This is a genomic window from Micromonospora sp. WMMD1102 (genome assembly GCF_029626265.1).
GTDB lineage: Bacteria > Actinomycetota > Actinomycetes > Mycobacteriales > Micromonosporaceae > Plantactinospora.
On record NZ_JARUBN010000001.1, the window covers coordinates 7,490,007 to 7,511,282 of the forward strand.

Genomic DNA, 21,276 nt, shown 5'->3' on the forward strand with positions numbered 1-21,276 from the left:
CCACGGTTCAACAAGAATCTTGCGCCGCCGTGGTTCGCGGCGGAGCGATCGGCCGAGAGGTGGTTTGGTGGGGCGGGAAATCACACTCCTGCGTGGCGGCACGCGACCGCGAAGCGGATCGTGACAGGATGCGGCGTGTCTCCGTTGCGCGCCGCACCCGCTGACGGCTCCCCCTCCGCCGCCGTGCCCTTCGTCGCCGACCTGCACATCCACTCGAAATACTCCCGCGCGTGCAGCCGTGACCTGACCATGCCGAACCTCGCCTGGTGGGCCCGGCGCAAGGGGATCAGCCTGCTCGGCACCGGTGACTTCACCCACCCCGCCTGGTACGAGCACCTGCGCGAGTCGCTGCACCCGGCCGAGCCGGGCCTCTACCGGCTCAGCCCGGAGGCGGAGCGGGACATCGCCCGCCGGCTGCCGCCCCGACTGGCCAGCGTCGCCGAGGCCAGCCCGATGCGGTACATGCTCAGCGTCGAGATCTCCACGATCTACAAGCGGGACGACCGGACCCGCAAGGTGCACCACCTGATCTACCTGCCCGATCTGGACGCGGTGGCCCGGTTCAACAGCACGCTCGGCCGGATCGGCAACATCGGCTCCGACGGCCGGCCGATCCTCGGCCTCGACTCCCGCGACCTGCTGGAAATCGTCCTGGAGGCGAGCCCGGACGGATATCTCGTCCCGGCGCACATCTGGACCCCGTGGTTCTCCGCGCTCGGCTCGAAGTCCGGCTTCGACGCGATCGCGGACTGCTACGCCGACCTCGCCGAGCACATCTTCGCGGTCGAGACCGGCCTCTCCTCCGACCCGGAGATGAACTGGCGGGTCTCCAGCCTGGACCGCTACCGGCTGGTCTCCAACTCGGACGCGCACTCGCCACCGGCGCTGGCCCGGGAGGCGACCCTCTTCGCCACCGACCTCGACTACTACGCGGTCCGGGCGGCACTGCGCACCGGGGACGGGCTGGCCGGCACCATCGAGTTCTTCCCCGAGGAGGGGAAGTACCACGCGGACGGGCACCGGCTCTGCGGGGTCAACTGGGAACCGCAGCGGACCCGGGAGGCGGGCGGGCGCTGCCCGGAGTGCGGCAAGCCGCTCACGGTCGGCGTACTGAGCCGGGTCGAGGATCTGGCCGACCGGCCGGACGGGCACCGGCCGGCGAACGCGCCCCGGGTGACCCACCTGATCCAGCTCGCCGAGATCCTCGGCGAGATCAACGGGGTCGGGCCGAAGTCGAAGACCGTGGAGGGGCAGCTCAACACCCTGGTCGCCGGCCTCGGTGCCGAGCTGGACATCCTCACCGTCAGCCCGGTCGACGAGATCCGCCGGGTCGGCGGGGAACCGCTCGCCGAGGCGATCACCCGACTCCGGCGCGGCCAGGTACGCCGGATCCCCGGCTACGACGGCGAGTACGGTGTGATCACCCTCTTCGAGCCCGGCGAACTGCCCGCCGGCTCGGGTGGCGGCGGTCGGGGTGGGACCGGTCGGGGTGGTGCCGCCGGGCAGGCGGAGACGCTCTTCGCGGACACGCTCTTCGACGTACCCGTGCCGCGACAGCGACCGCCCGCGGAGCCGAAGGCAGCGGCCAGGGCCGACGGTCCGGCGGAGCCGGCGCCGGCCGCCCCGACGGTGTCGCGGCGTCGCCCCCGGGCCGCCGCCGTGCCGGCCGAGCCGGCACCGCCGCTCGCGCCGTCGCCGTCGCCGCACGAGCCGTTCGAGCCGATGCTCGCCGGCATGGAGGAGGTCGGCACCGGGCTGCTGGACCGGCTGGACGCGATGCAGCGGGTCGCCGCCTCCGCCCCCGGCGGGCCGCTGCTGATCGTCGCCGGGCCGGGCACCGGCAAGACCCGGACCCTCACCCACCGGATCGCGTACCTCTGTGCCGAGCTGAACGTCTATCCGGAACACTGCCTGGCGATCACCTTCACCCGGCGGGCCGCCGAGGAGCTGCGGCACCGGCTGGACGGGCTGCTCGGGCCGGTCGCCGAGGACGTCACCGTCGGCACCTTCCACTCGCTCGGCCTGACCATCCTGCGGGAGAACGCCCGCGCCGCCGGACTGCCCGACGACTTCCGGATCGCCGACGACACCGAGCGGGCGACCGCGCGGGCCGAGGCCGGCGACGACGACGCCACGTACCTGAAACTGCTCCGCGCCGCCGACCTGGTGGACCTGGACGAGCTGGTCGGCCTGCCGGTGGCGCTGCTGCGCGACGACCCGGAGCTGGTCGAGCGGTACCGGGACCGGTGGCGGTGGATCTTCGTCGACGAGTACCAGGACGTGGACGCGACGCAGTACGAGCTGCTCCGGCTGCTCAGCCCGGCCGACGGCAACCTCTGCGCGATCGGCGACCCGGACCAGGCGATCTACGCGTTCCGGGGCGCCGACGTGACGTACTTCCTGCGCTTCTCGCAGGACTTCGTGGACGCCCGGCTGGTCCGGCTGACCCGCAACTACCGGTCGTCGGCGCCGATCCTGGCCGCCGCCGTGCAGGCGATCGCACCGTCCACCCTGGTCCGGGGCCGCCGGCTCGACCCGGCCCGGCTCGACCCGGAGGCACCGCTGGTCGGCCGCTATCCGGCGGCCTCCGTCGCGGACGAGGCCGATTTCGTGGTACGCACCGTCGACGAACTCGTCGGTGGGCTGTCGCACCGCTCCCTCGACTCCGGCCGGATCGACGGGCGCACCTCGAACGTCTCGTTCTCCGACATCGCGGTGCTGTACCGCACCGACGCGCAGGCGGCACCGATCCTGGACGCGCTCGTCCGGGCGAACATCCCGGTGCAGAAGCGCTCGCACAACCGGCTGCGGGACCGGCCCGGCGTCTCGGTGATCGCCCGCGAGCTGCGGCACGCCGACGGTCTCGGCGGCTCGGTCGCCGCCCGGGTGCGCCTGGCCGGGCAGGTACTCGCCGACCGGCACGCCACGCCCACCCTGGACGCCACCGGCGGGATCGGCCCGGACGACATCTGGACCGCCGCCGACCTGCTCACCCCGCTCGCCCGGCGCTGCGGCGACGACCTGGAGCTGTTCATCTCCCAGCTGGCCACCGGTGCCGAGGTGGACGCCCTCGACCCGCGCGCCGAGGCGGTCACCCTGCTCACCCTGCACGCCGCCAAGGGCCTGGAGTTCCCGGTGGTCTTCCTGCCCGGCTGCGAGGACGGGCTGCTGCCGCTGCGTTTCCCTGGCTCGACCCCGACCGACGACGAGGTGGCGGAGGAGCGGCGGCTCTTCTTCGTCGGGCTGACCCGGGCACAGGACCGGCTCTACCTCAGTCACGTCGGCCGGCGGCTGCGGCACGGCCAGGAGCGGGATTGCGTACCGTCGCCGTTCCTCGACGCGATCGATGCCGGGCTCTTCGAGCGGCTCGGCGACAGCGCTCCGCGCCGGCCGAGGGACCGCCAGCTCCGACTACTCTGACCAGCGTCAAGCGGTGAGGAGCACCGCGCCGAGGGTGCCGGTGAGCATTGCCGGGCCGTGCGGCAGGTGGTCGTGCCGGCCGATCCGGCCCAGCCGGAGCAGCACGGCGGCGTAGCCGCTGGCCAGCAGCAGGCCGGCCAGTGCACCGGTCAGGGTGGTGCTCCAGCCGTACCAGCCGGTGGCGAAGCCGAGTCCGAGTGCGAGCTTGGCGTCGCCGGGGCCCAGCCCGGCGGGCGAGAGCAGGACCAGCCCGGCGTACCCCACGGCCAGCGCCAGTGCGCAGGCCGCCGCCACCGCGTACCGGGCGAACTGGTCGGAGGTGGCCGACGCCGCCCCGAGCAGCCCGGCGAGACCGGCCGCGGCGGGCAGGGTCAGCCGGTCGGGGAGTCGTCGCACCGCCACGTCGACGAAGCCGAGCACGATTCCGAAGCCGGCGAGCCACAGGTAGCCGAGCAGCGGAAGTACGCCGTCGACCCGGGCGGCGAGTGCGGCGAACACGACGGCGCCGACGGCCGCGACCAGCCCGGCGCGCGGGCCGGCGGAAGAGGTGCACCGGAGAACCTGCCGGCGCAGCAGCGGCCCGAGCAGTACTCCGAGGAGCCCGGCCGCCGCCACGACCGTCAGTGAGTTTGGCGCGCTTCCGGGAGGTGGGGTCATCGACGGTCACGCTACGGTGACCACAGCGGGCCGCTCCCCGGTGGGGGTGAGCCTCTTCCCGATCCGTACCAGGAGGACAGTCGATGGCCAACTACGGACCGCTCGGCGGGCCGTACCCCGGCCCGCCGGCACAGCCGTGGAACGATCCGAACCGGCCGGCCTCCGACGAGTACGGCCAGCCGGTCGACCCCTGGGGCGACCATGACCAGGCGGGCGCTGCCGGCTACCCGGGCGGACTTGGGCCGCACACCCGGCCGGCCGACGGCTGGACGGCATCCGACGCCGATCCGGTGTGGGCGACCCCCACTCCGGACCCGTCCTGGTCCACCTCGGCACCGGACCCGATGCCGAAGGGCCGCGGCAACCGGGCGTTCGTGGCCGTGCTGATCGGCCTGGCCGTGCTGGTCTTCGGCGGCGCGGCGGTCGGGATCTACCTGTTCGGCCGCGAGCAGGTGGAGCCGGACGCGCAACTGCCGACCAGCGAGCAGACCGAGGCGCCGGACGACACGGCCAGCGCCCCGGCCGGGCCGGCACCGACGACCGCCCCGGTCGAGCAGGTCGAGCCCTCCACCGACGCGCGGTTCGTCAAGGTCGGTCAGTGCGTCCGGAACGAGGGGACGGAGGCGGTGCCGCAGTTGGCGGTCACGAACTGCGCGCCGCAGACCTACGAGGTGCTGGCCCGCTACAACGGTGTCACCACCGGCGCGACGGATGCCAAGGCCAAGTGCGCCGAGGTGCGGAACTACACGAACTTCTACTTCTTCAACAGCGAACTGGACGAGCTGGACTTCGTCCTCTGCCTGCGGCGGCGCTGACCGTCACCCGCACACCGGCAGGACCGGCTCGGTAGGCAAAACTAGGGCTGTCTAGCGTCCACGCTAGACAGCCCTAGTTTCCGCTCGACGGCATCGGACGGCCCGGCCCGGCCACGGTCCGGCGCGACACGAATACCCCGCTCTACGGATGTCTAGCGTCGCGGCTAGACGGCCCGATAGCGTGCGATACGTGGATCCGGTCCGCAACCCGTACGCGCCGGGCGCCGGCCAGCGCCCGCCCGAACTCGCCGGGCGGGACCGCGAGCTCGAGGTCTTCGACATCGTGCTGGAACGGATCGCCCGCGGTCGCCCGGAACGCAGCCTGGTCCTCACCGGCCTGCGCGGGGTCGGCAAGACCGTCCTACTCAACACGCTCCGGTCCCAGGCGATCACCCGACTCTGGGGCACCGGGAAGATCGAGGCCCGCCCGGACCAGTCGATCCGCCGCCCGGTCGCCGCCGCCCTGCACATGGCGATCCGGGAGCTGGCACCCCGGCACCGGGCACCGGACCGGATCGACGACTTCCTCGGCGTACTCAAGGCGTTCGCGCTGCGCTCGGCGCCGACCGGTGCGGGCCGGGGTGCCGGGGCGACCCGGCTGCGGGACCGCTGGCAACCCGGCATCGACGTACCGGCGGCGAGTGGGCGGGCGGACTCCGGCGACATCGAGATCGACCTCGTCGAACTCTTCACCGACGCGGCCGAGGTCGCCGCCGACGTCGGCACCGGTGTCGCGGTCTTCCTCGACGAGATGCAGGACCTCGGCCCCGAGGACGTCTCCGGGCTCTGCGCGGCCTGCCACGAGCTGTCCCAGCTCGGCGCGCCACTGATCGTGGTCGGCGCCGGGCTGCCGCACCTGCCGGCCGTACTCTCCGCCGCCAAGTCGTACTCGGAGCGGCTCTTCCGTTACCAGCGCATCGACCGGCTGGACCGGATCGCCGCCGACCAGGCGCTCTGCGCCCCGGCCGCCCGGGAGCAGGTCGAGTACGAGCCGAAGGCCCTCGACCTGCTCTACGAGAAGTCCGGCGGCTACCCGTACTTCGTCCAGGCGTACGGGAAGGCGACCTGGGACTCCGCGCCCCGGTCCCCGGTGACCGCCGCCGACGTCCGGGTCGCCGCGCCGGAGGCCGAAACCGAGTTGGCGGTCGGGTTCTTCGGCTCCCGGTTCGAGCGGGCGACTCCGGCGGAACGGGAGTACATGCGGGCGATGGCGACGCTCTCGCTCGTCGAGGCGCCCGAGGGGGCGGACGGCACCGGCGGCGACAGCACCGACGACGGAACGGGCGGCGGAACGGGCGGCGGCAGCGGACTCCGGGACGACATGGACGCGGCCGTCTCCACCGCCGAGATCGCCCGCTCGCTCGGGCGCAAGCCGGCCAGCCTCTCGCCGGCCCGGGACGCCCTGATCAAGAAGGGGCTGATCTACTCCGGCGAGCGCGGCACGGTGGCCTTCACCGTCCCGCACTTCGGCCGGTACCTGCGAACCCAGCCGGCCTGACCGGCACCGCCGCCGCGCAGCCGGCCCGGCCGGCGCCGGCACCACCGGCGGCGGCATGGGCCGGCGCCGCGGGCGGCCCGGCCGCTCGTCACAGCTGGGACCAGGGCGCCGGGAAGGTCACCTCGCCGGCCCGCACCGGATCGTCGGAGCCGTCCACCGAGGGCAGCACCAGTGCCTGCCACGGATCGCCAAGCCCCGACCACGGGCTCGTCAACCCGAACCGGGCCGCCGGGGCGAACCCGAAGCGGCGGTAGTAGGCGGGGTTGCCGAGCACCACGACCAGGCGCTCGCCGAGTTCGGCGGCGGCGTCCAGGGCGGCGCGGACGACGTCCTGTCCGTAGCCGCGACGCTGTCGCCCGGGACGCACCGCCACCGGGCCGAGCGCCAGCGCCGGTACCGCACCCGGCCAGACCTCGACCCGGCTGAGCAGGGCGTAGCCGACCAGTTCGCCGTCGACCTCGGCCACCATGGACAGCTCGGGCAACCAGGCGTCGCTGCCCCGCAGCGCCTCGACGAGGCGTACCTCCACGGGCAGCCGGTGGTCCGGGCTGGCGAACGCCTCGGCCACCAGTTGACGGATCGCCACGGCGTCGGCGGGGCCCTCTGCGCGGAGACGCACGGTCGTCACAGCTCGCGACGGTACCGCGACAGCGTCGTCCAGTCTCCCACTTCGACGGGTGAAAGACGGTGGGAACGGGTAAGACTTGACCCATGAAACCCGTACGCACCGTGGCCCGCACCCTGTTGAGCACGATCTTCGTGGTCAACGGCGCCCGCGCCGTGGCCAATCCCGAACTGCACGTGGACCGGGCGAAGCGGGTGACGGGCAAGGTCACCCCGCTGTTGCAGGGCGTCCACGAGGGAATTCCGACCGATCCGACGAGTCTGGTCCGGGCCCACGGCGCCGCCCAGCTCCTCGGCGGACTGCTGCTGGCGACCGGGCACTTCACCCGGCCGGCCGCGGCGCTGCTGGCCGGCACGCTGGTGCCGACCACGCTGGCCGGGCACCCGTTCTGGGAGCACGAGGATCCGGCGGAACGGCGGTTGCACCAGATCCACTTCATGAAGAACCTCGGGCTGATGGGTGGCCTGCTGCTCGCGGCCGCCGACACGCAGGGCCGGCCCAGCCTCGGCTGGCGGACCAGTCACGCGGTGCACGGCGGCCGTCGACGGGTACGCCGGGCGGTCCGGTCCGCCCGTCGCGACGCACGGATCGCCGTACGTTCCGCGGCGGCAGCCCGTAAGCTTCCGGGCTGAGCAGCCGACCAGCAGCCGACCGGCCCACGGCTGACGGTGGGGTTCACCGATCCGGCCACGGTCCATGCCGGACATATGCTAGTTTCACCTCACCGAGCGGCTGTGAATCACCTGAACCGCACTCCCTGCGTTAACGCGGTGGAAATGTCGCGAACCAGTGTGGGATCGGACACGGTCGCATAACGCAGGAGGCACTCGAGTGAGACGCCGTTCTAGGCTCCTTGGAGGACCTGGACGGAAGACCGACATCGGTACGGGGGTGGCCACGCCATGCCGGCGACCGTCGAAAGACGGCTAGGCCGCCTCGCCTCAGCCCGCCGCTTTGCTCGTGGAATCGACCGTCGAGCAGTCGTACGGATCGGCATAGTCGCCGTCGTCTGCTACGCCGCCTGGCTCGCCATCGGCACCTTCGGACGGCCGTACAACTTCTTCGACATGAAGATCTACCACGGTGCGGTGGTCTGGTGGGCGGGCGGACACGAGCTCTACGACTTCATCGCGCCCAGGACCACCCTCGGCTTCACCTACCCGCCCTTCGCCGGCCTGGTCATGCTGCCGATGGCGAGCATCCCGCTCGGCCTGGCCGGCTGGGTCAACATCGTGGCCAGCGTCGCGACCCTGGCGGTCGTACTCGCCGCGCTGCTCAAACCGATCACCGACCGGCTCGGCTGGTCGCTCTGGTTCACCCTCGGTCTCGCCGTGCCGATGGCGGTCGCCATCGAGCCGGCCCGGGAGACGCTCGGCTACGGTCAGGTCAACCTGCTGCTGTTCGGCCTCGTCCTGGCCGACCTGGTGGCGTTGCGCTGGCGGGCCCGGCGCGGCAGCCGGGTCGGCGCCGGTGACGGCCCGCTGCGCCGGCTCTTCTTCAGCGGCGTCTGGGCCGGGGTCGGGATCGGCCTGGCCAGCTCCATCAAGCTCACCCCCGCGCTCTTCATCGTCTACCTGCTGATCACCCGGCAGTGGCGGGCCGCGATGACCGCGGTGGGCACCGCGATCGCGGTTACCGTCGGCACCTTCGCGATCGCCGGCCGCGAGTCGACCACCTACTTCATGTCGGTGCTCTGGCAGACCGAGCGGGTGGGCGCCGCCGACATGACGCCGAACCAGTCGCTGGCCGGGGTGCTCGCCCGGCTGTACGACTCGATCGAGACCCCCACCCTGCTCTGGCTCGCGTTCGCGATGCTGCTGCTGGCGCTCGGGCTCTCCCGCGCCTCGCACTCGCACGCCGACGGCGACGAGCTGACCGCCTTCACCCTGGTCGGGCTCACCACCAACGTGATCAGCCCGATCTCCTGGTCGCACCACCTGGTCTGGGTCATCCCGGCGATCCTGGTCCTGGCCGACGCGGCGAGCCGACGCCGGACGGCCAGCCGGGGGCCACGGCACCCGCTGTCGAGTCCCGGCGCGGGCCCGGCCGCGATGACCGGGCTGCGTGCCCCGATCTGGTTCCCGACCCTGACCGGCCTGCGGCACGGCGGGGCGGCGATCGGGCTCTACCTGCTCTTCCTGATCTCGCCAATCTGGCCGTACGAGCACCAGCTGCCGGAGGTGTCGCACTACCAGGACGGCTTCTTCGGTGCCCTGATGGAGAACTCGCTGGCCCTGGCGATCATCCTGCTGGTCGCCGCGCTGCCGTGGCGGCCCGGTGCCGAGCCGGCGTTCTACGCCGAACACGCCCGGTTCGACCGCTCCCGGTCCGACCGCCGGCTCGCCAACCAGCGCTAGCCGACCCGGCCGCACCGGTCAGGGGCAGTTCACCCACTCCTCGGTGCCGTCGGCGAAGAGCTGCCGCTTCCATACCGGCAACCGGGCCTTGACCTCGTCGACCAGCCGGGCGCAGGCCGCGAAGGCCGCCGCCCGGTGCGCCGTGCTCACCGCCGCGACCAGGGCCACGTCGCCGATCTCCAGCGGCCCGATCCGGTGCGAGACCGCCACCGCGTGCACGTCCGGATCGGCCGCGATCTCGGCGGCCACCTCCCGGAGCACGTCGGCGGCGCTCGGGTGGCCCTCGTACTCCAGCCGGAGCACCGACCGGCCGTGGTCGTGGTCGCGTACCACGCCCTGGAACGAGACCACCGCCCCGGCGGCGTCGGCGGCGACCAGGGACTCGTGGACGGCCACGTCCAGCGGGTCGGTGCCGACAGCGGTGTGCACCCGGGCGCCGGACGGCACGGGCACGGCTCCGGGGTCGACGGCGTGCTCGCTACGTACGCTCATCTCACACTCCTCGCTGGGGACGCTCGCCGGGCAGCAGTGGCAACGGTACGACCGGCACCCGGTCACCCGGCTCACCCTTGCCGCCGGGGGCGATGACGGCGAACCCGGCCGCCCCGGCCAGGCCGCGCAGCATCGCCGAGCCGACGTGCCGGACCGGAGTGGCGAGGTCGCCGGCCGGGTCGACCCGGACCAGCGCCAGGTGGGTGTGGTCGCCACGTCCGGGCACCGGCTCGGCCAGCGTCACCCGGGGCAGCTCCGGCAGCACCCGGCCGCGCAGCCCGGCCAGCAGCGGCGCGACCAGGGAGACGATCGCGACGATCGCCGACTGTGGGTTGCCGGGCAGCCCGGCGACGAACCGGACCCGGCCGTCCGGCCCGGTCACCCGGGCGACGAGCATCGGGAAACCCGGGCGTACGGCCACGGTGTTTACCACGTACTCCGCGCCGAGTTCGCGCAGTGCCGGATGCAGGTGGTCGACCGGGCCGTGCATGGTGCCGCCGGTGGTGCAGACCAGGTCGGCGGTGCGCAACCCCTGGCGGAGCGCCTCGACGTGCGCCTCCAGGGTGTCGGCCACCGGCCCGACGACGTCGTCCGGGCCGATGGTGCAGCCGTACCGGCGCAGCCAGCCGGGGACGGCCGGGCCGAGCGAGTCGCGTACCCGGCCGGCGCCGGGACGACCGGCGGTGAGCAGCTCGTCACCGAAGATGATCAGGGCGGCCCGGGGCGCCCGGCGGACCCGGAGCGTGTCGTAGCCGCACGAGGCGGCCAGCCCGACCACGCCGGGGTCGACCGGGGTACCGGCCGGCAGCAGCTCCTCCCCGGCGTGCGCCTCCTCGCCCGGAGCCCGCCACTCCGGCGTCGAGCGGAGCGTGCCGGTGACCAGCCCGTCGGCCGTCCGCGTCGACTCCTCGACCCGGAGCACTCCGGTCGCACCGTCCGGCAGCATCGCGCCGGTGGCGATCTCGACGGCGGTGCCGTCCTCGACCAGCGGTGCCGGGGTGCTGCCGGCGAGGACCCGTCCGACGACCCGCCACAGCCCGCTGCCACGCACCGCCCAGCCGTCCACGCTCGACGTGGGAAACGCCGGCAGGTCGGTGAGGGTGGTCAGCGGCTCGGCGAGGGTCTGGCCGTCGGCCTCGGCGACCGGCAACTCGACCGGCTCCGGTGCGGCGGCGACGCCGGCCTCGTACACCCGGGACCGGGCCTGCGCCCAGCCCAGCGTCGGCGGCACGGTCGACGGGTCGCTCGCGACGGCGGTCTCGGCAGTCATGACGCCCCGTCCGTCGCGCGTCCCGGGGCCTGCTGCCCGCTCCTCACGTTCACCGTCCGAGCCTATCCTCGCGGTACGACCACCCGCCGACGAGTTCAGTCGGTACGCGGATGGTCGCCGCCCCGGAGCTGGTCGACCGCGTGCCCGAGGATCGGCCCGAGTACGGCGAGCCCGTCCCTGGCGCCGCCGGTCGAACCCGGCAGGTTCACCACGAGCGTCCGGCCGAGCACGCCGGCCAGGCCACGGGAGAGCGCGGCCGTCGGCACCTTGTCCCGGCTGTGTGCCCGGATCGCCTCGGCGATGCCCGGGATCTCGTAGTCGAGCAGTTCCCGGGTCACGTCGGGGGTCCGGTCGGTCGGGTTGACGCCGGTGCCGCCACTTGTCAGCACCACGTCGACGCCCTCGGCCGCCGCACGGCGCAACTCGACGCCGACCGGATCACCGTCGCGCACCACCACCGGCTGGTCGACCTGGCAGCCGAGCTTCGTCAGGCCCTCGACCAGCAGCGGGCCACTGGTATCGGCGTAGACGCCGGTGGCGGCGCGGTTGGAGGCGACGACCACCCTCGCCCGGATCACGGCCGGTCCGCCGGTCGATTCCAGTCGCCGGTCTTGCCGCCTTCCTTGCGCAGCACGCGTACCCCCTCGATGCTGGCGGCCGGGTCGACGGCCTTGACCATGTCGATCAGCGCCAGCCCGGCGGTGGCCACGGCGGTCAGCGCCTCCATCTCGACGCCGGTCCGGTCGGCGGTCCGGACCGTCGCGGTGATCTCGACCGTGTCGTCGCCGGGCTCCAGGTCGACGGTGACCCCGTGCAACGCGATCGGATGGCAGAGCGGGATCAGGTCCGGGGTGCGTTTCGCACCCATGATCCCGGCGAGCCGACCGACGGCCAGCGCGTCACCCTTCGGCAGCCCGTCCCGGCGCAGCAACTCGACAACCTCGGTCGTGGTCCGCAGCCGGCCGGCCGCGACAGCCCGGCGCACCGAGACCGGCTTGGCGGAGACGTCGACCATCCGGGCCGCCCCGGCGGCGTCGACGTGGGTGAGGTGTGCGGGGTCGGTCTGCTCCGGCTGCGCGCGCTCGCCGTGCTCGAGCTGCGCGGGGTCGGTCTGCTCGAGCTGCGCGGGGTCGGTCACGTCCGCGAGCCTACCGGCCGGGCCGTCGTCGCTTGCCCGCGTCCGCGGACGGGCCGTGCGACCGTCCTGTCCGGATTCGCCACGGCACCGGGTCAGCTCTCTTCGGAGCGGACCACCTCTTCCTCTCCTTGGCCGACGGGCTACCTCTGCCGCCGCTGACGCCACCAGCTCGTCGATGCCAGCACGCCGATCACCACCACGATGCTGCTCGACGTGAAGGGGAACGGAACCGCAAGGCTCCGTAGGGCCAGTCCGCCGCCGACCACGGCGGCGCAGGACAGGATCGCGACGGTCGCGAACAACACCCAGGGACGCCACCCGCTGCTCGTCGACGGCGACCGGGGAGGGACGTTCCGGTCGCTGCGCATCGCACCCACCAGCAGCGCTGACGCAACCGCGAGCAGAAGCAGCGCGTACCAGCGTTGAGCTGCGGCCGGTACATCCCACCTCGCCCACACCAGCACGAAGAACAGGCTCCAGACCGCCAGCCACCGACGCGACGGCCGGACAGGCGGGTCGCCCGGTCCTGACGGTCGGCCAGCCTCGGCAGGCTCTCGCGCCGCCCGGGACGGGACTGGATCGGTCATCAGCTGCTCCGCGAGGTGACGGCCCTGGTCACGCAATCCGAGGGTACGTCAGTTCGAGCGGCAGGGTCCGGTTCGTCTTCTGACATCTGTCGGGCGGTTCGGGCGAGGGAGCGATCCCCATTCTGAACTCTGTCGCGAGGTGCCACACGACAGCCGTACCCGCTCCCTCACCCTCACCCGCCGCGGTGATCGGGGGGCGATCACCGTCAGCCGGTCCCCGCGCCGTTTGTCCGTCTTCCGGACAACCCCCGTGGCCGACGCGGAAGAAACTATCCGTGCCGACGATACGTCCTCGATACGTCCTCGATACGCCGTGTCTGGACTCGGCGAAAGCCCACCGACCTTCGGCGAGTACGCGCCGCTGGCACTACCGGAACTCGACACGCCTAATCCTCGACCAGCTGCGCCAGCTGGCACTCAACCTCGAAGCGCTCCGGCACGCCCATACTTCTGAATATCATCAACGCCCGCTCGCAATGGCGGCGCGCCTCGGCCGGATCGCACGATCCAAGATGGTCAGCTATGGCGGCCAAGGCTCGCCCCTGCTCGTAGGCGTAGCTCGCTCGTGTCGCCAGCGCCAGCGCGTCGCGATGGTATTGCAGTGCCTCTGCCTGCCTACCCAGCTCCGCGAGCGTCAGCCCGATACCGTTGAGCGCCGCAGCCTGGGCGAGCAGCTCACCTCGACGCGCGGCGGCGGCGAATGCGAGTTCGTGGTGCCGCCGAGCCTCCTGCAGCTGGCCCAGCTTCCGGTGGGCCGTGCCGAGGTTGTCGAGCGCAAACGGGAGCCCGAACGAATCACCCGCTCTGTCCTTGAGACGGAGAGCCGCTCGCAGGTACCGGATTGCGACATCATGCTGACCGAGGCGCAGCCTGACTGCTCCGATGTTGGTGAGTGCCACCGCGACGTTGAACTGGTCTCGGGCGATCCGGCTGGCACACAGGTGCAGCCTGTGCACCTCAAGGGCCTCGGCGTACCGCCCCAGGAGCATCAACGGCAAGCCGTAGCTCGGTAGGGCGGACAGGACGTCGATCGCCCATCGTCTGCGCTCGTTGAATGACTGCCGGTGGATTGCCACCGATTCATTCAGCCTACCTAGTTGGCAGTACACAATCGCCAAGCTCGTTCTACTTACGCAAACACCCCGACGGTCGTCGACGGACTTCCGTACCTGGATCGCCCGTTCCAGGTCACGTAGTGCCCGCTGCGGTTGGCCGCTCTGCAGCCACGCATATGCCCGATAATTGTGGATCGTGGCGATCGCCGCAGAATTGCCCAGTCGGATGGCCGCCTCCAGTGCGTGGCGGTGGGTCTCCAGGATTTCGTCGTTGTATCCCTGGATGAAATAGAATCTCCAAATCACCCGAGCCAAGCGCCACACCTCGTTCAGATGTCCGTCCTCGGCCGCGACGCGGACAAGGCGTCGCAGGGTGTCCCGCTCCTCTTCAAGCCATTCAGGGCCGACGGAACCGTCGGAGATGACCAGATCTGGACGCAGCGGCCGATCCAGTCCTAACTGGTCCGTCAACTCGACGGGTTCGATTGCACGGGTGGCGACAAGAGCAAGATGAAGATAATAGTCGAGTATTCGGCGGGTTACCGATCGCCGTTCGGCGGATTCGAGCGCGGATGTGACCAACTGTTCGGCGTACCCACGCAACAGGTCGTGCAGCCGGAACCGGCCTGCGCGGAGTTCCTCGACAAGATGACGGTCGACGAGTTCGTCGAGGACAAGTTCGGACTGCTCCAGTGACATGTCAGCCAACGCGGCGACCAGACCCAACCCGAAGTGTTCGCCGGGATGTAGTCCGAGGAGCCGGAACACTCGCTGTGTCCGCTCCGCAAGAGGTTCGTAAGACAGCGCGAAGACGGCGGCGACGGTTCGGTCCTCCGCAGAGAGTTCTCCGAGTACGTGACCACTGTGCTCGAGACGCTGGGCCAGGTCTGCCACCCGCCAGCCGGGCCGGTGCGCAAGCCGGGCCCCTGCCAGCCGGATCGCCAGCGGAAGGTGGCCGCATCGACGTACCACCGTTGTAGCGGCCTTGAGTTCGGCACGAATCCGACCCGGCCCGGCAACCGTCGCCAGCAGTTCGATGGCATCGTCCTCGCGCAGGACTCCCAACGATTCGGGTGGGATGCCGTCACTGGCCAGCAGCCTGCGACGGCTCGTCACCAGTACCAGCGCACCGGGCGCGGACGGCAGCAACGGTTCGATCTGGTCCCTGCTGCCGGCGTTGTCCAGGACCACGACAGTCCGTCGGCCGCCGAGTTCCGCCCGCCACAAGGCGACTCGATGGTCGAACTCGGGTGGGATCCGGCTCGCCGGTACGCCGAGTTGCCGTAGCAGTGTCACCACCGCATCGGCCGGATCGACCGGCCTGGCCGCGCTGTGCCCGTGCAGATCGATGAAGAGCTGCGCATCCGGGTACCGGTCACTGAGTGCGGCGGCTACGTGTACTGCGAGGGCAGTCTTCCCGATGCCCGCCATCCCATCGATAACCTGGATCACGGGTGCCGCTGGGTCCGCTCGTCGCACCGCCTCAACCATCCGCTGGACGGTCTCGGTCCGGCCGATGAGAGCAAGAACGGGCCGAGGCAACCAGCGAGTCGGTAGTACCTGCTCAGCACCGCGCCGAGGCGCCGGAGAAAGGCCAGGTTTGGCTGGCCCGGCCAGGACAGGCAGGGTTTCCTGCCGCAGGCCGGCTGTCGGAAGATCCCGATTCGCGACCGCCGAGGCGGGGGCCGTGTCCGGCCACAGCTCGTCGACCAGCTCCTCCAGGGTCACCAGCCGCCCCGGACGCGTCGCCAACATCGCCAACACCGCATGCTGCTTCGGCGGGCCGAGGGGCAGCGACTCTCCGTCGACGTGGACCTGTAACGGCCCGAGAAGCCGAACCTCGATCATCTACGACCCCAAGGCGTACAAAAAGGACGAGCCGAACAGGTGACCCCCCGCAGTGCATCGACGGACACACAGATACATTCACCGGCGTCATTCGATGTCCGCCGGTGACGTCACACGTAGTTCGACACAACGAGACAACCTTCTGGGAGCGTCGGCGGACCGCGCGGGACCGGAACCCAGGGTCAGCAGATCGACACGAAGCGAGTTCTACCAGGTCACCTGATGGAGGCACAGCAAGTCTCGGTCGACACTCGATGCCAGTCGGGTCGAGTGCATGCCCCGTCGATCCCTACCAGACCACCATCCCTGACGACGGAGTCACTGATTCCGGGCGAGGCTCAAGCCAACCCTGGCGGGTACTTCTGGAAAGTGGGCGGCTCAGCCCCACCACGAAGGCCCCGAACTGGCGCTCTGAGTTTCCAGGATATGGACAGAGCGTGACGAATCAGGCGCTAGTTGACTAATACTGATTATAGCGACATTTATTGTCGCTAACCGTCTGCTTCTGCCCCTAAGCTTCAACCATCGATCGAGAGCAACAAGCGACGGGGACTATTCGAACAATTTGGTTGCTCACGGACACCCCCACGTGAAGGGAGCAGGGCCGATGCGTTCCAACGACTGGTACTAGGAGATAGGACCCGTCACACAGCGCACGTCAGGTTGCTACCGTTACTGACCACCAGGGTTCGGTGACGTTGAGGAACCGATGTGAGCCAGGGACAGCGCCTCGACAACGAGACCGATCAGCGGCTAGTGCCGCTCCTCGGTCTCGTCGCTGTTTTCGCAGCGGTCGCGACAGTGTGGTCCGTGTTGCGGAATCCCCAGCCACCCCGATCCACCAGCGACCTCGTGATGGCGCTGGCGCTCGTCGTTATGATCACGGTAAGTGCGAACGTGCGGGCACCGATCCGCATCCGCTCCACCACACACGCCATTACCTGGAACGACACCGCGATCGTGATCGGTGTGGCCGTCGCGCCAACGTCCTGGGTGGTGCTCTGCACCGGAATCAGCCTCGTAATCTCAAGCCGGATCCATCGTTCATCTTTGGTTAAGACGATATTCAACGTCAGTAAGAACATGCTGGTGGCCGCCGCAGCCGGCACCACGCTGTCACTCATCGACTGGGTATGGACGCCCACCACTTTGCATCACATGATCGCCCCAGTGGCCCTGGCGTACGCCGTCGCCGCACTCGTCGACGAGATCGTCGCGATGCCCGTCCTCGCGCTGGCAGCCCGTCGGAAGATCCTCCGGCAGTTCACCTCCAACTGGGACCTCAGACTCATCGGCTACGGCGTGCGATTCGTCGTGACAGTCCTGACCCTGATCCTCCTCCAGGTCCAGACCTGGCTGCTGGTGGCGGTGCCGCCGCTGGCGCTCAGCCTGCACCTGGCGTACTCGACGCGGGTGCGGGCGCGGGCCGAACGGCAGGCATGGCAGGACCTGGCGCACACCACGGACGCGCTCAACGTGGTGGACATCAACGCCGTACTGCACACGGCTGTCGCCCAGGCCGCCAACCTCTTCTCCGCCGACGAGGTCGAGGTGGAGTTGCGGGCGACCGGGCGTACCGTGCGGGGCAACAGCGAGGCTGTCACGTACGACGGGCTCACCGCGGAGCCCTCCACGGTCAACGGATCAGTCGTACCGATCGAGATGAAGGGGTACGACGGCAGCCACATCGGAATGCTGCGGCTGCGGTTCCGGGGGCCGGTGAAGCTGTCGGAGCGGGAGCAGTACACCCTGCGTACCTTCGCCTCGGCGCTCTGCACGGCGGTCCGCAACGCCTCCGCGTACGCCGAGTTGAACCGGGTGGCCGAGGAGCACGCGCACGCCGCCGCGCACGACGCGCTGACCGGCCTGGCCAACCGGCGGCACCTGCTCGACCGGGGCGCCGAACAGCTCGGACAGCGTCGCTCCGAGGGAGTCGTCGCGCTGCTGCTGATCGACCTCAACCACTTCAAGGAGGTCAACGACACCCTCGGGCACGCGGCCGGCGACCGGGTACTCATCCAGGTGGCCGAGCGGCTGCGCACTGCCGTACACGGCGAGGACCTGGTCGCCCGGCTCGGCGGCGACGAATTCGCGGTGCTCTTCCACGGCCTGCCCGCGCCGGCGGTCGCCGCGCACCGGGCCGAGGCGCTGCTCAGCGCGCTGCACGAGCCGATCGAGCTGGACGGGATGCGGATCAGTGTCGAGGCCAGCGGCGGCATCGCGGTCGCCCCCGGCAGCGGCGGGATGACCGAACTGCTGCGCCGCGCCGACGTGGCGATGTACCAGGCGAAGCGGGCCGGACGGCGGATCGCCACCTACGCCCCGGCCCGGGACACCGCCGACCTCGGCCGGCTCTCGCTCGGCGGGGACCTGCCCCGGGCCGTCGCCGACCAGGAGTTCACCGTCAACTTCCAGCCGATCGTCGACCTCGGCAGCGGTGAGGTGGTCGCGGCCGAGGCGCTGGCCCGGTGGCGGCATCCCGCCCGGGGCACCATCGACCCGCTGCGGTTCCTGGAGACGGTGGAGCGGTCCGGGCTGCTGCCAGCGTTCGCCGAAGCCGTACTCGACCAGTCGCTGATCGCCGTCAACACGTGGCGGGAGGCCGGATTCGACCTGCCGGTGGCGGTGAACGTCTCGCCGCGCAGCCTGCTGGACGCCCGGTTCCCCAGCTCGGTACTGGCCCGGCTGCGTGCGCACGACCTGCCGCCGGACCGGCTGGTGCTGGAGCTGACCGAGACGTTGACGCTCAGTCAGCTCGAGGTGGTCGACCAGGTTCTCGGGCAGCTCCGGGACGCCGGCATCCAACTCGCCCTGGACGACTTCGGCACCGGGTACTCGTCGCTGTCGGTGCTGTCCCGGATTCCGGTACACGAATTGAAGATCGACCGGGGGTTCGTCACCGCGATGGAGACCTCGGCCGAGGCCGCCGCCGTGATCCGGTCCACGGTCGACCTGGGCCGCAGTCTCAACCTGAGCGTGGTGGCCGAGGGCGTGGAGAGCGAGCCGCAGCGGCGCGCGCTCTGGGAGCTGGGCTGCGTCGCCGGGCAGGGGCACCTCTTCGCCCGGCCGATGCCGGCCGCCCGGCTGCTCGCCGCCCTGCACCAGGGGGCCGGCGGTCGTCCCGGCACGCTGGCTCCCGCCCTGCACGACCAGGGCGCCGTGGTCCGGCTCTCGCCCGGCCGCCGCCCTGGCCCGCGCCGCGCCGAACGCCTGCCGCACCTGCCGGCGTAACCCACGGCGTGCGGATCGGCGAGTCTGCCAGACTTGCCCGCGTGAGTGGCACGGACGAACGGGACAGTTCCGCGGCGACCCGGGCAACGGCAGGCCGGAGATACTGGCGTCGGGCCGACCGGGCCGCCGGTGGCCTCGCCGCCGACCTGGTGCTCTATCTCCTCTCCACCGGCTTCGCCGCGCTCACCGCGGCCACCTCCACCCTGCTGCCGCACCGTGCCTGGGGCAGCGTCGCCGCGTTCGGCTACCTCGCCGCCACCGTCCTGGTGCTCGGACAGCTGCTCGTCCGGCGCCACCGGCCCGGCTCGCGGCTCACCGGAACCGCCGCCCGGGGCGGGACGACCGTCCTCACCTGGGCTGCCACCGCGCTGCTGCCGCTCGTCTGGCAGGCAGTCGAGCGGGTCGGCGGACGGCTCGACCGTGCCCAGGAGGAGGTGGTGGTGGTCGAGAACTCCGGCGTCCGGCTGGTCGAGCACGGCACGCCGTACCTCACCCGGGACGCCATCGCGGCGCTGCCCGGGGGCGAGCAACTTCTCGGCTACACCCCGTACCAGCCGGGCATGGCCCTCTTCGGGCTGCCCCGCGCCCTCGCCGGGACCGCCTGGTGGACGGACGCCCGGATCTGGTTCGCCGTGGCCACCGCGGTCGCGCTCGGCCTGGCGGTGCTGCTGCTGCGCCGCCCGGCAGGTCCGACGCCCGCCCACCGCGACTCGGGCCCGGCGCCCGCCCACCGCGACTCGGGCCCGGCACCGGCGTGCGGCAACCACGACAACGACAACGACAACGGCGGCGGCGGCCACGACAGCTACCACGAGAGCAGCAGCGACAGCGACCGTCGCGCGGTGTCGGCGATCCGGGACGCGGCGCTGGTCCGGGACGCGGCACTGGTCCGGGCGGTACAGCTCGCGACGGTACTGCCGGTCTGCGCGCTGACCCTGGCCACCGGCGGCGACGACCTGCCGGTCCTCGCTCTCTGCCTGCTCGCCCTCGGCTATGCCGCCCGGGACCGCTTCGTCGGCGCCGGACTGGCGGTCGGGCTGGCGGCGGCACTGAAACTCTTCGCCTGGCCGGTCGCGTTGGTGCTGCTGGTGCACGCCGCCGTCCGGGGCCGCCGGTCAGGGCTGCGGCTGGCCGTCGGGGCACTCGGGCTGCCCGTCGTCGCGCTGGTCCCGGCCCAGCTCGTGGACTCGGCGGCGCTGGTCGAGAACGTGCTGCGCTTCCCGCTCGGACACGGCCTGGTGAGCAGCCCGGCCGCTTCGCCGTTCCCCGGCTACCTGATCGCGCAGTCGCTGCCGGCGGGCCGGGGGGTGGCCGCCGGACTGCTGCTCGCGACCGGGCTGCTGATCGCCGTCCTGCTGCTGCGCCGCCCGCCCCGCACGGCCGCGTCCGCTGCGCTCTTCTGCGGGTACGGGCTGCTCGCCGCGATCCTGCTGATGCCGTCGACCCGGTTCGGGTACCTGCTCTATCCGGTCGCCTTCCTGGCCTGGGTCCCGGCACTCCGGCTCGCCGCCACCCCGGAGCCCGATCGCACAGCCGCCACCCCGGAGCCCGATCGCACAGCCGCCACCCCGGAGCCCGATCGCACAGCCGCCGCCAGCGACGACGCTGACCCGACACCGGCGACCATCCCGGAAATGCCGGCAAGCAGCTCGTGAACGCCCACGGCCACCCTGTCGACCCGGCCCGCCCCGTCGACCCGGTCGACCCGGTCGGCCCCGTCGACCCGGCCCGCCGCGCCGGCTCCGGCGAACCAGACGAACCCGACGAGCCACCCGCGCTGCCGGGTCGGCCCGGCTGGGACGTCTTCGCCGCCGTCGCCCTCGGCGGGGCACTCGGCTCGGCCGGCCGGTACGGGCTGGCGGTGCTCTGGCCGCATGCCCCGGCCGGCGTACCCTGGGCGACCCTGCTGACCAACCTCGCCGGCTGTGCCCTGATCGGGCTGCTGATGCGGCTCGTCACCACCGCCGCCGCCCCGCACCGGCTGGTCCGGCCGTTCCTCGGCACCGGGGTCCTGGGCGGCTTCACCACGTTCTCCACCTACGCGGTGGAAACCCGGGGACTGCTCGCTGCCGGCCGACCCGGTGTCGCCGTCGGCTACCTGCTCGGCACGCTCGCCGGGGCGCTGGTGGCGGTACGCCTCGGCGTGTGGCTGGCGGACCGGGTGCGGCCGTGACCGGCCCGGCGAACCGGCGACGCTTGGCGGGACGGCGACGCTTGGCGCGACGGCGACGCTTGGCGGGACGGCGACGCTTGGCGGGACGGCGACGCTTGGCGGGACGGCGA

At 71.8% G+C, this 21,276-nt stretch carries 16 protein-coding genes; 8 read left to right on the top strand and 8 right to left on the bottom strand.

The annotated features are described in order from the left end of the window. Window positions 1-135 precede the first annotated feature (135 nt). Window positions 136-3,420 carry a UvrD-helicase domain-containing protein gene (locus O7626_RS34030; protein WP_278065086.1) on the top strand — a complete coding sequence of 1,095 codons (3,285 nt, stop codon included), beginning with the start codon at window positions 136-138 and terminating at the stop codon, window positions 3,418-3,420. Window positions 3,421-3,426: 6 nt separating this feature from the next. Here O7626_RS34030 and O7626_RS34035 read toward each other — a convergent pair whose 3' ends face one another. After that, a complete protein-coding gene (locus tag O7626_RS34035) occupies window positions 3,427-4,077 on the bottom strand; it encodes a prepilin peptidase (RefSeq protein WP_278065087.1) in 651 nt (216 codons plus the stop codon). Window positions 4,078-4,160: 83 nt separating this feature from the next. Here O7626_RS34035 and O7626_RS34040 point away from each other — a divergent pair, with 83 nt between their 5' ends. Together O7626_RS34040 and O7626_RS34045 are read left to right on the top strand one after the other, a co-directional pair. Further along, complete coding sequence (locus tag O7626_RS34040) at window positions 4,161-4,892, top strand: hypothetical protein (protein ID WP_278065088.1); 732 nt, start codon at window positions 4,161-4,163, stop codon at window positions 4,890-4,892. A gap of 190 nt (window positions 4,893-5,082) precedes the next feature. Then, window positions 5,083-6,390, top strand: coding sequence for an ATP-binding protein (locus O7626_RS34045; protein ID WP_278065089.1), 1,308 nt, complete (start codon window positions 5,083-5,085; stop codon window positions 6,388-6,390). Between the two features lie 88 nt (window positions 6,391-6,478). Here O7626_RS34045 and O7626_RS34050 read toward each other — a convergent pair whose 3' ends face one another. After that, on the bottom strand, window positions 6,479-7,018 hold the full coding sequence (locus tag O7626_RS34050) for an N-acetyltransferase (protein ID WP_278065090.1): 540 nt from the start codon (window positions 7,016-7,018) through the stop codon (window positions 6,479-6,481). An 83-nt stretch (window positions 7,019-7,101) separates the two neighbouring features. Between O7626_RS34050 and O7626_RS34055 the strand changes: the two genes are divergently transcribed. Continuing rightward, window positions 7,102-7,647 carry a DoxX family membrane protein gene (locus O7626_RS34055; RefSeq protein ID WP_278065091.1) on the top strand — a complete coding sequence of 182 codons (546 nt, stop codon included), beginning with the start codon at window positions 7,102-7,104 and terminating at the stop codon, window positions 7,645-7,647. A gap of 270 nt (window positions 7,648-7,917) precedes the next feature. Next, window positions 7,918-9,372 (top strand): glycosyltransferase 87 family protein, encoded by a 1,455-nt coding sequence (locus tag O7626_RS34060; protein ID WP_278065092.1) that lies wholly within the window; start codon window positions 7,918-7,920, stop codon window positions 9,370-9,372. Between the two features lie 18 nt (window positions 9,373-9,390). On the opposite strand, the gene O7626_RS34065 is transcribed toward O7626_RS34060, so the two are convergent. The 6 genes from O7626_RS34065 to O7626_RS34090 all read right to left on the bottom strand — a co-directional run bounded on the left by O7626_RS34065 (window position 9,391) and on the right by O7626_RS34090 (window position 15,762). Then, a complete protein-coding gene (locus O7626_RS34065) occupies window positions 9,391-9,864 on the bottom strand; it encodes a molybdenum cofactor biosynthesis protein MoaE (RefSeq protein ID WP_278065093.1) in 474 nt (157 codons plus the stop codon). Window position 9,865: 1 nt separating this feature from the next. After that, window positions 9,866-11,134: a molybdopterin molybdotransferase MoeA gene (locus tag O7626_RS34070; RefSeq protein ID WP_278065094.1), complete on the bottom strand. Its 1,269-nt coding sequence runs from the start codon at window positions 11,132-11,134 to the stop codon at window positions 9,866-9,868. Between the two features lie 95 nt (window positions 11,135-11,229). Beyond that, window positions 11,230-11,712, bottom strand: a complete 483-nt coding sequence (locus O7626_RS34075; RefSeq protein ID WP_278065095.1) for a MogA/MoaB family molybdenum cofactor biosynthesis protein — start codon at window positions 11,710-11,712, stop codon at window positions 11,230-11,232. After that, the gene (moaC, locus tag O7626_RS34080; RefSeq protein ID WP_278065096.1) at window positions 11,709-12,272 is read right to left on the bottom strand and encodes a cyclic pyranopterin monophosphate synthase MoaC; all 564 of its coding nucleotides are present in this window, start codon (window positions 12,270-12,272) and stop codon (window positions 11,709-11,711) included. The genes O7626_RS34075 and moaC overlap by 4 nt, the downstream gene beginning before the upstream one ends. 140 nt (window positions 12,273-12,412) lie before the next feature. Then, window positions 12,413-12,859, bottom strand: a complete 447-nt coding sequence (locus O7626_RS34085) for a hypothetical protein (RefSeq protein ID WP_278065097.1) — start codon at window positions 12,857-12,859, stop codon at window positions 12,413-12,415. Between the two features lie 386 nt (window positions 12,860-13,245). Beyond that, window positions 13,246-15,762 (bottom strand): tetratricopeptide repeat protein, encoded by a 2,517-nt coding sequence (locus O7626_RS34090; protein WP_278065098.1) that lies wholly within the window; start codon window positions 15,760-15,762, stop codon window positions 13,246-13,248. A gap of 711 nt (window positions 15,763-16,473) precedes the next feature. Here O7626_RS34090 and O7626_RS34100 point away from each other — a divergent pair. The 3 genes from O7626_RS34100 to crcB all read left to right on the top strand — a co-directional run bounded on the left by O7626_RS34100 (window position 16,474) and on the right by crcB (window position 21,166). After that, the gene (locus O7626_RS34100; RefSeq protein ID WP_347404824.1) at window positions 16,474-18,993 is read left to right on the top strand and encodes a bifunctional diguanylate cyclase/phosphodiesterase; all 2,520 of its coding nucleotides are present in this window, start codon (window positions 16,474-16,476) and stop codon (window positions 18,991-18,993) included. A gap of 146 nt (window positions 18,994-19,139) precedes the next feature. After that, window positions 19,140-20,648 (top strand): glycosyltransferase 87 family protein, encoded by a 1,509-nt coding sequence (locus O7626_RS34105; protein ID WP_278066443.1) that lies wholly within the window; start codon window positions 19,140-19,142, stop codon window positions 20,646-20,648. After that, complete coding sequence (crcB, locus tag O7626_RS34110; protein WP_278065101.1) at window positions 20,645-21,166, top strand: fluoride efflux transporter CrcB; 522 nt, start codon at window positions 20,645-20,647, stop codon at window positions 21,164-21,166. Before O7626_RS34105 ends, crcB begins: the two co-directional genes overlap by 4 nt. Window positions 21,167-21,276 lie beyond the last annotated feature (110 nt).

Bases quoted from the DNA above. Each gene is read 5' to 3' on its own strand.
- O7626_RS34070 (WP_278065094.1), bottom strand. From the start codon at position 11,134: ATGACTGCCGAGACCGCCGTCGCGAGCGACCCGTCGACCGTGCCGCCG.
- O7626_RS34090 (WP_278065098.1), bottom strand. From the start codon at position 15,762: ATGATCGAGGTTCGGCTTCTCGGGCCGTTACAGGTCCACGTCGACGGA.
- O7626_RS34065 (WP_278065093.1), bottom strand. From the start codon at position 9,864: ATGAGCGTACGTAGCGAGCACGCCGTCGACCCCGGAGCCGTGCCCGTG.
- O7626_RS34060 (WP_278065092.1), top strand. From the start codon at position 7,918: ATGCCGGCGACCGTCGAAAGACGGCTAGGCCGCCTCGCCTCAGCCCGC.
- O7626_RS34085 (WP_278065097.1), bottom strand. From the start codon at position 12,859: ATGACCGATCCAGTCCCGTCCCGGGCGGCGCGAGAGCCTGCCGAGGCT.
- O7626_RS34055 (WP_278065091.1), top strand. From the start codon at position 7,102: ATGAAACCCGTACGCACCGTGGCCCGCACCCTGTTGAGCACGATCTTC.
- O7626_RS34040 (WP_278065088.1), top strand. From the start codon at position 4,161: ATGGCCAACTACGGACCGCTCGGCGGGCCGTACCCCGGCCCGCCGGCA.
- O7626_RS34035 (WP_278065087.1), bottom strand. From the start codon at position 4,077: ATGACCCCACCTCCCGGAAGCGCGCCAAACTCACTGACGGTCGTGGCG.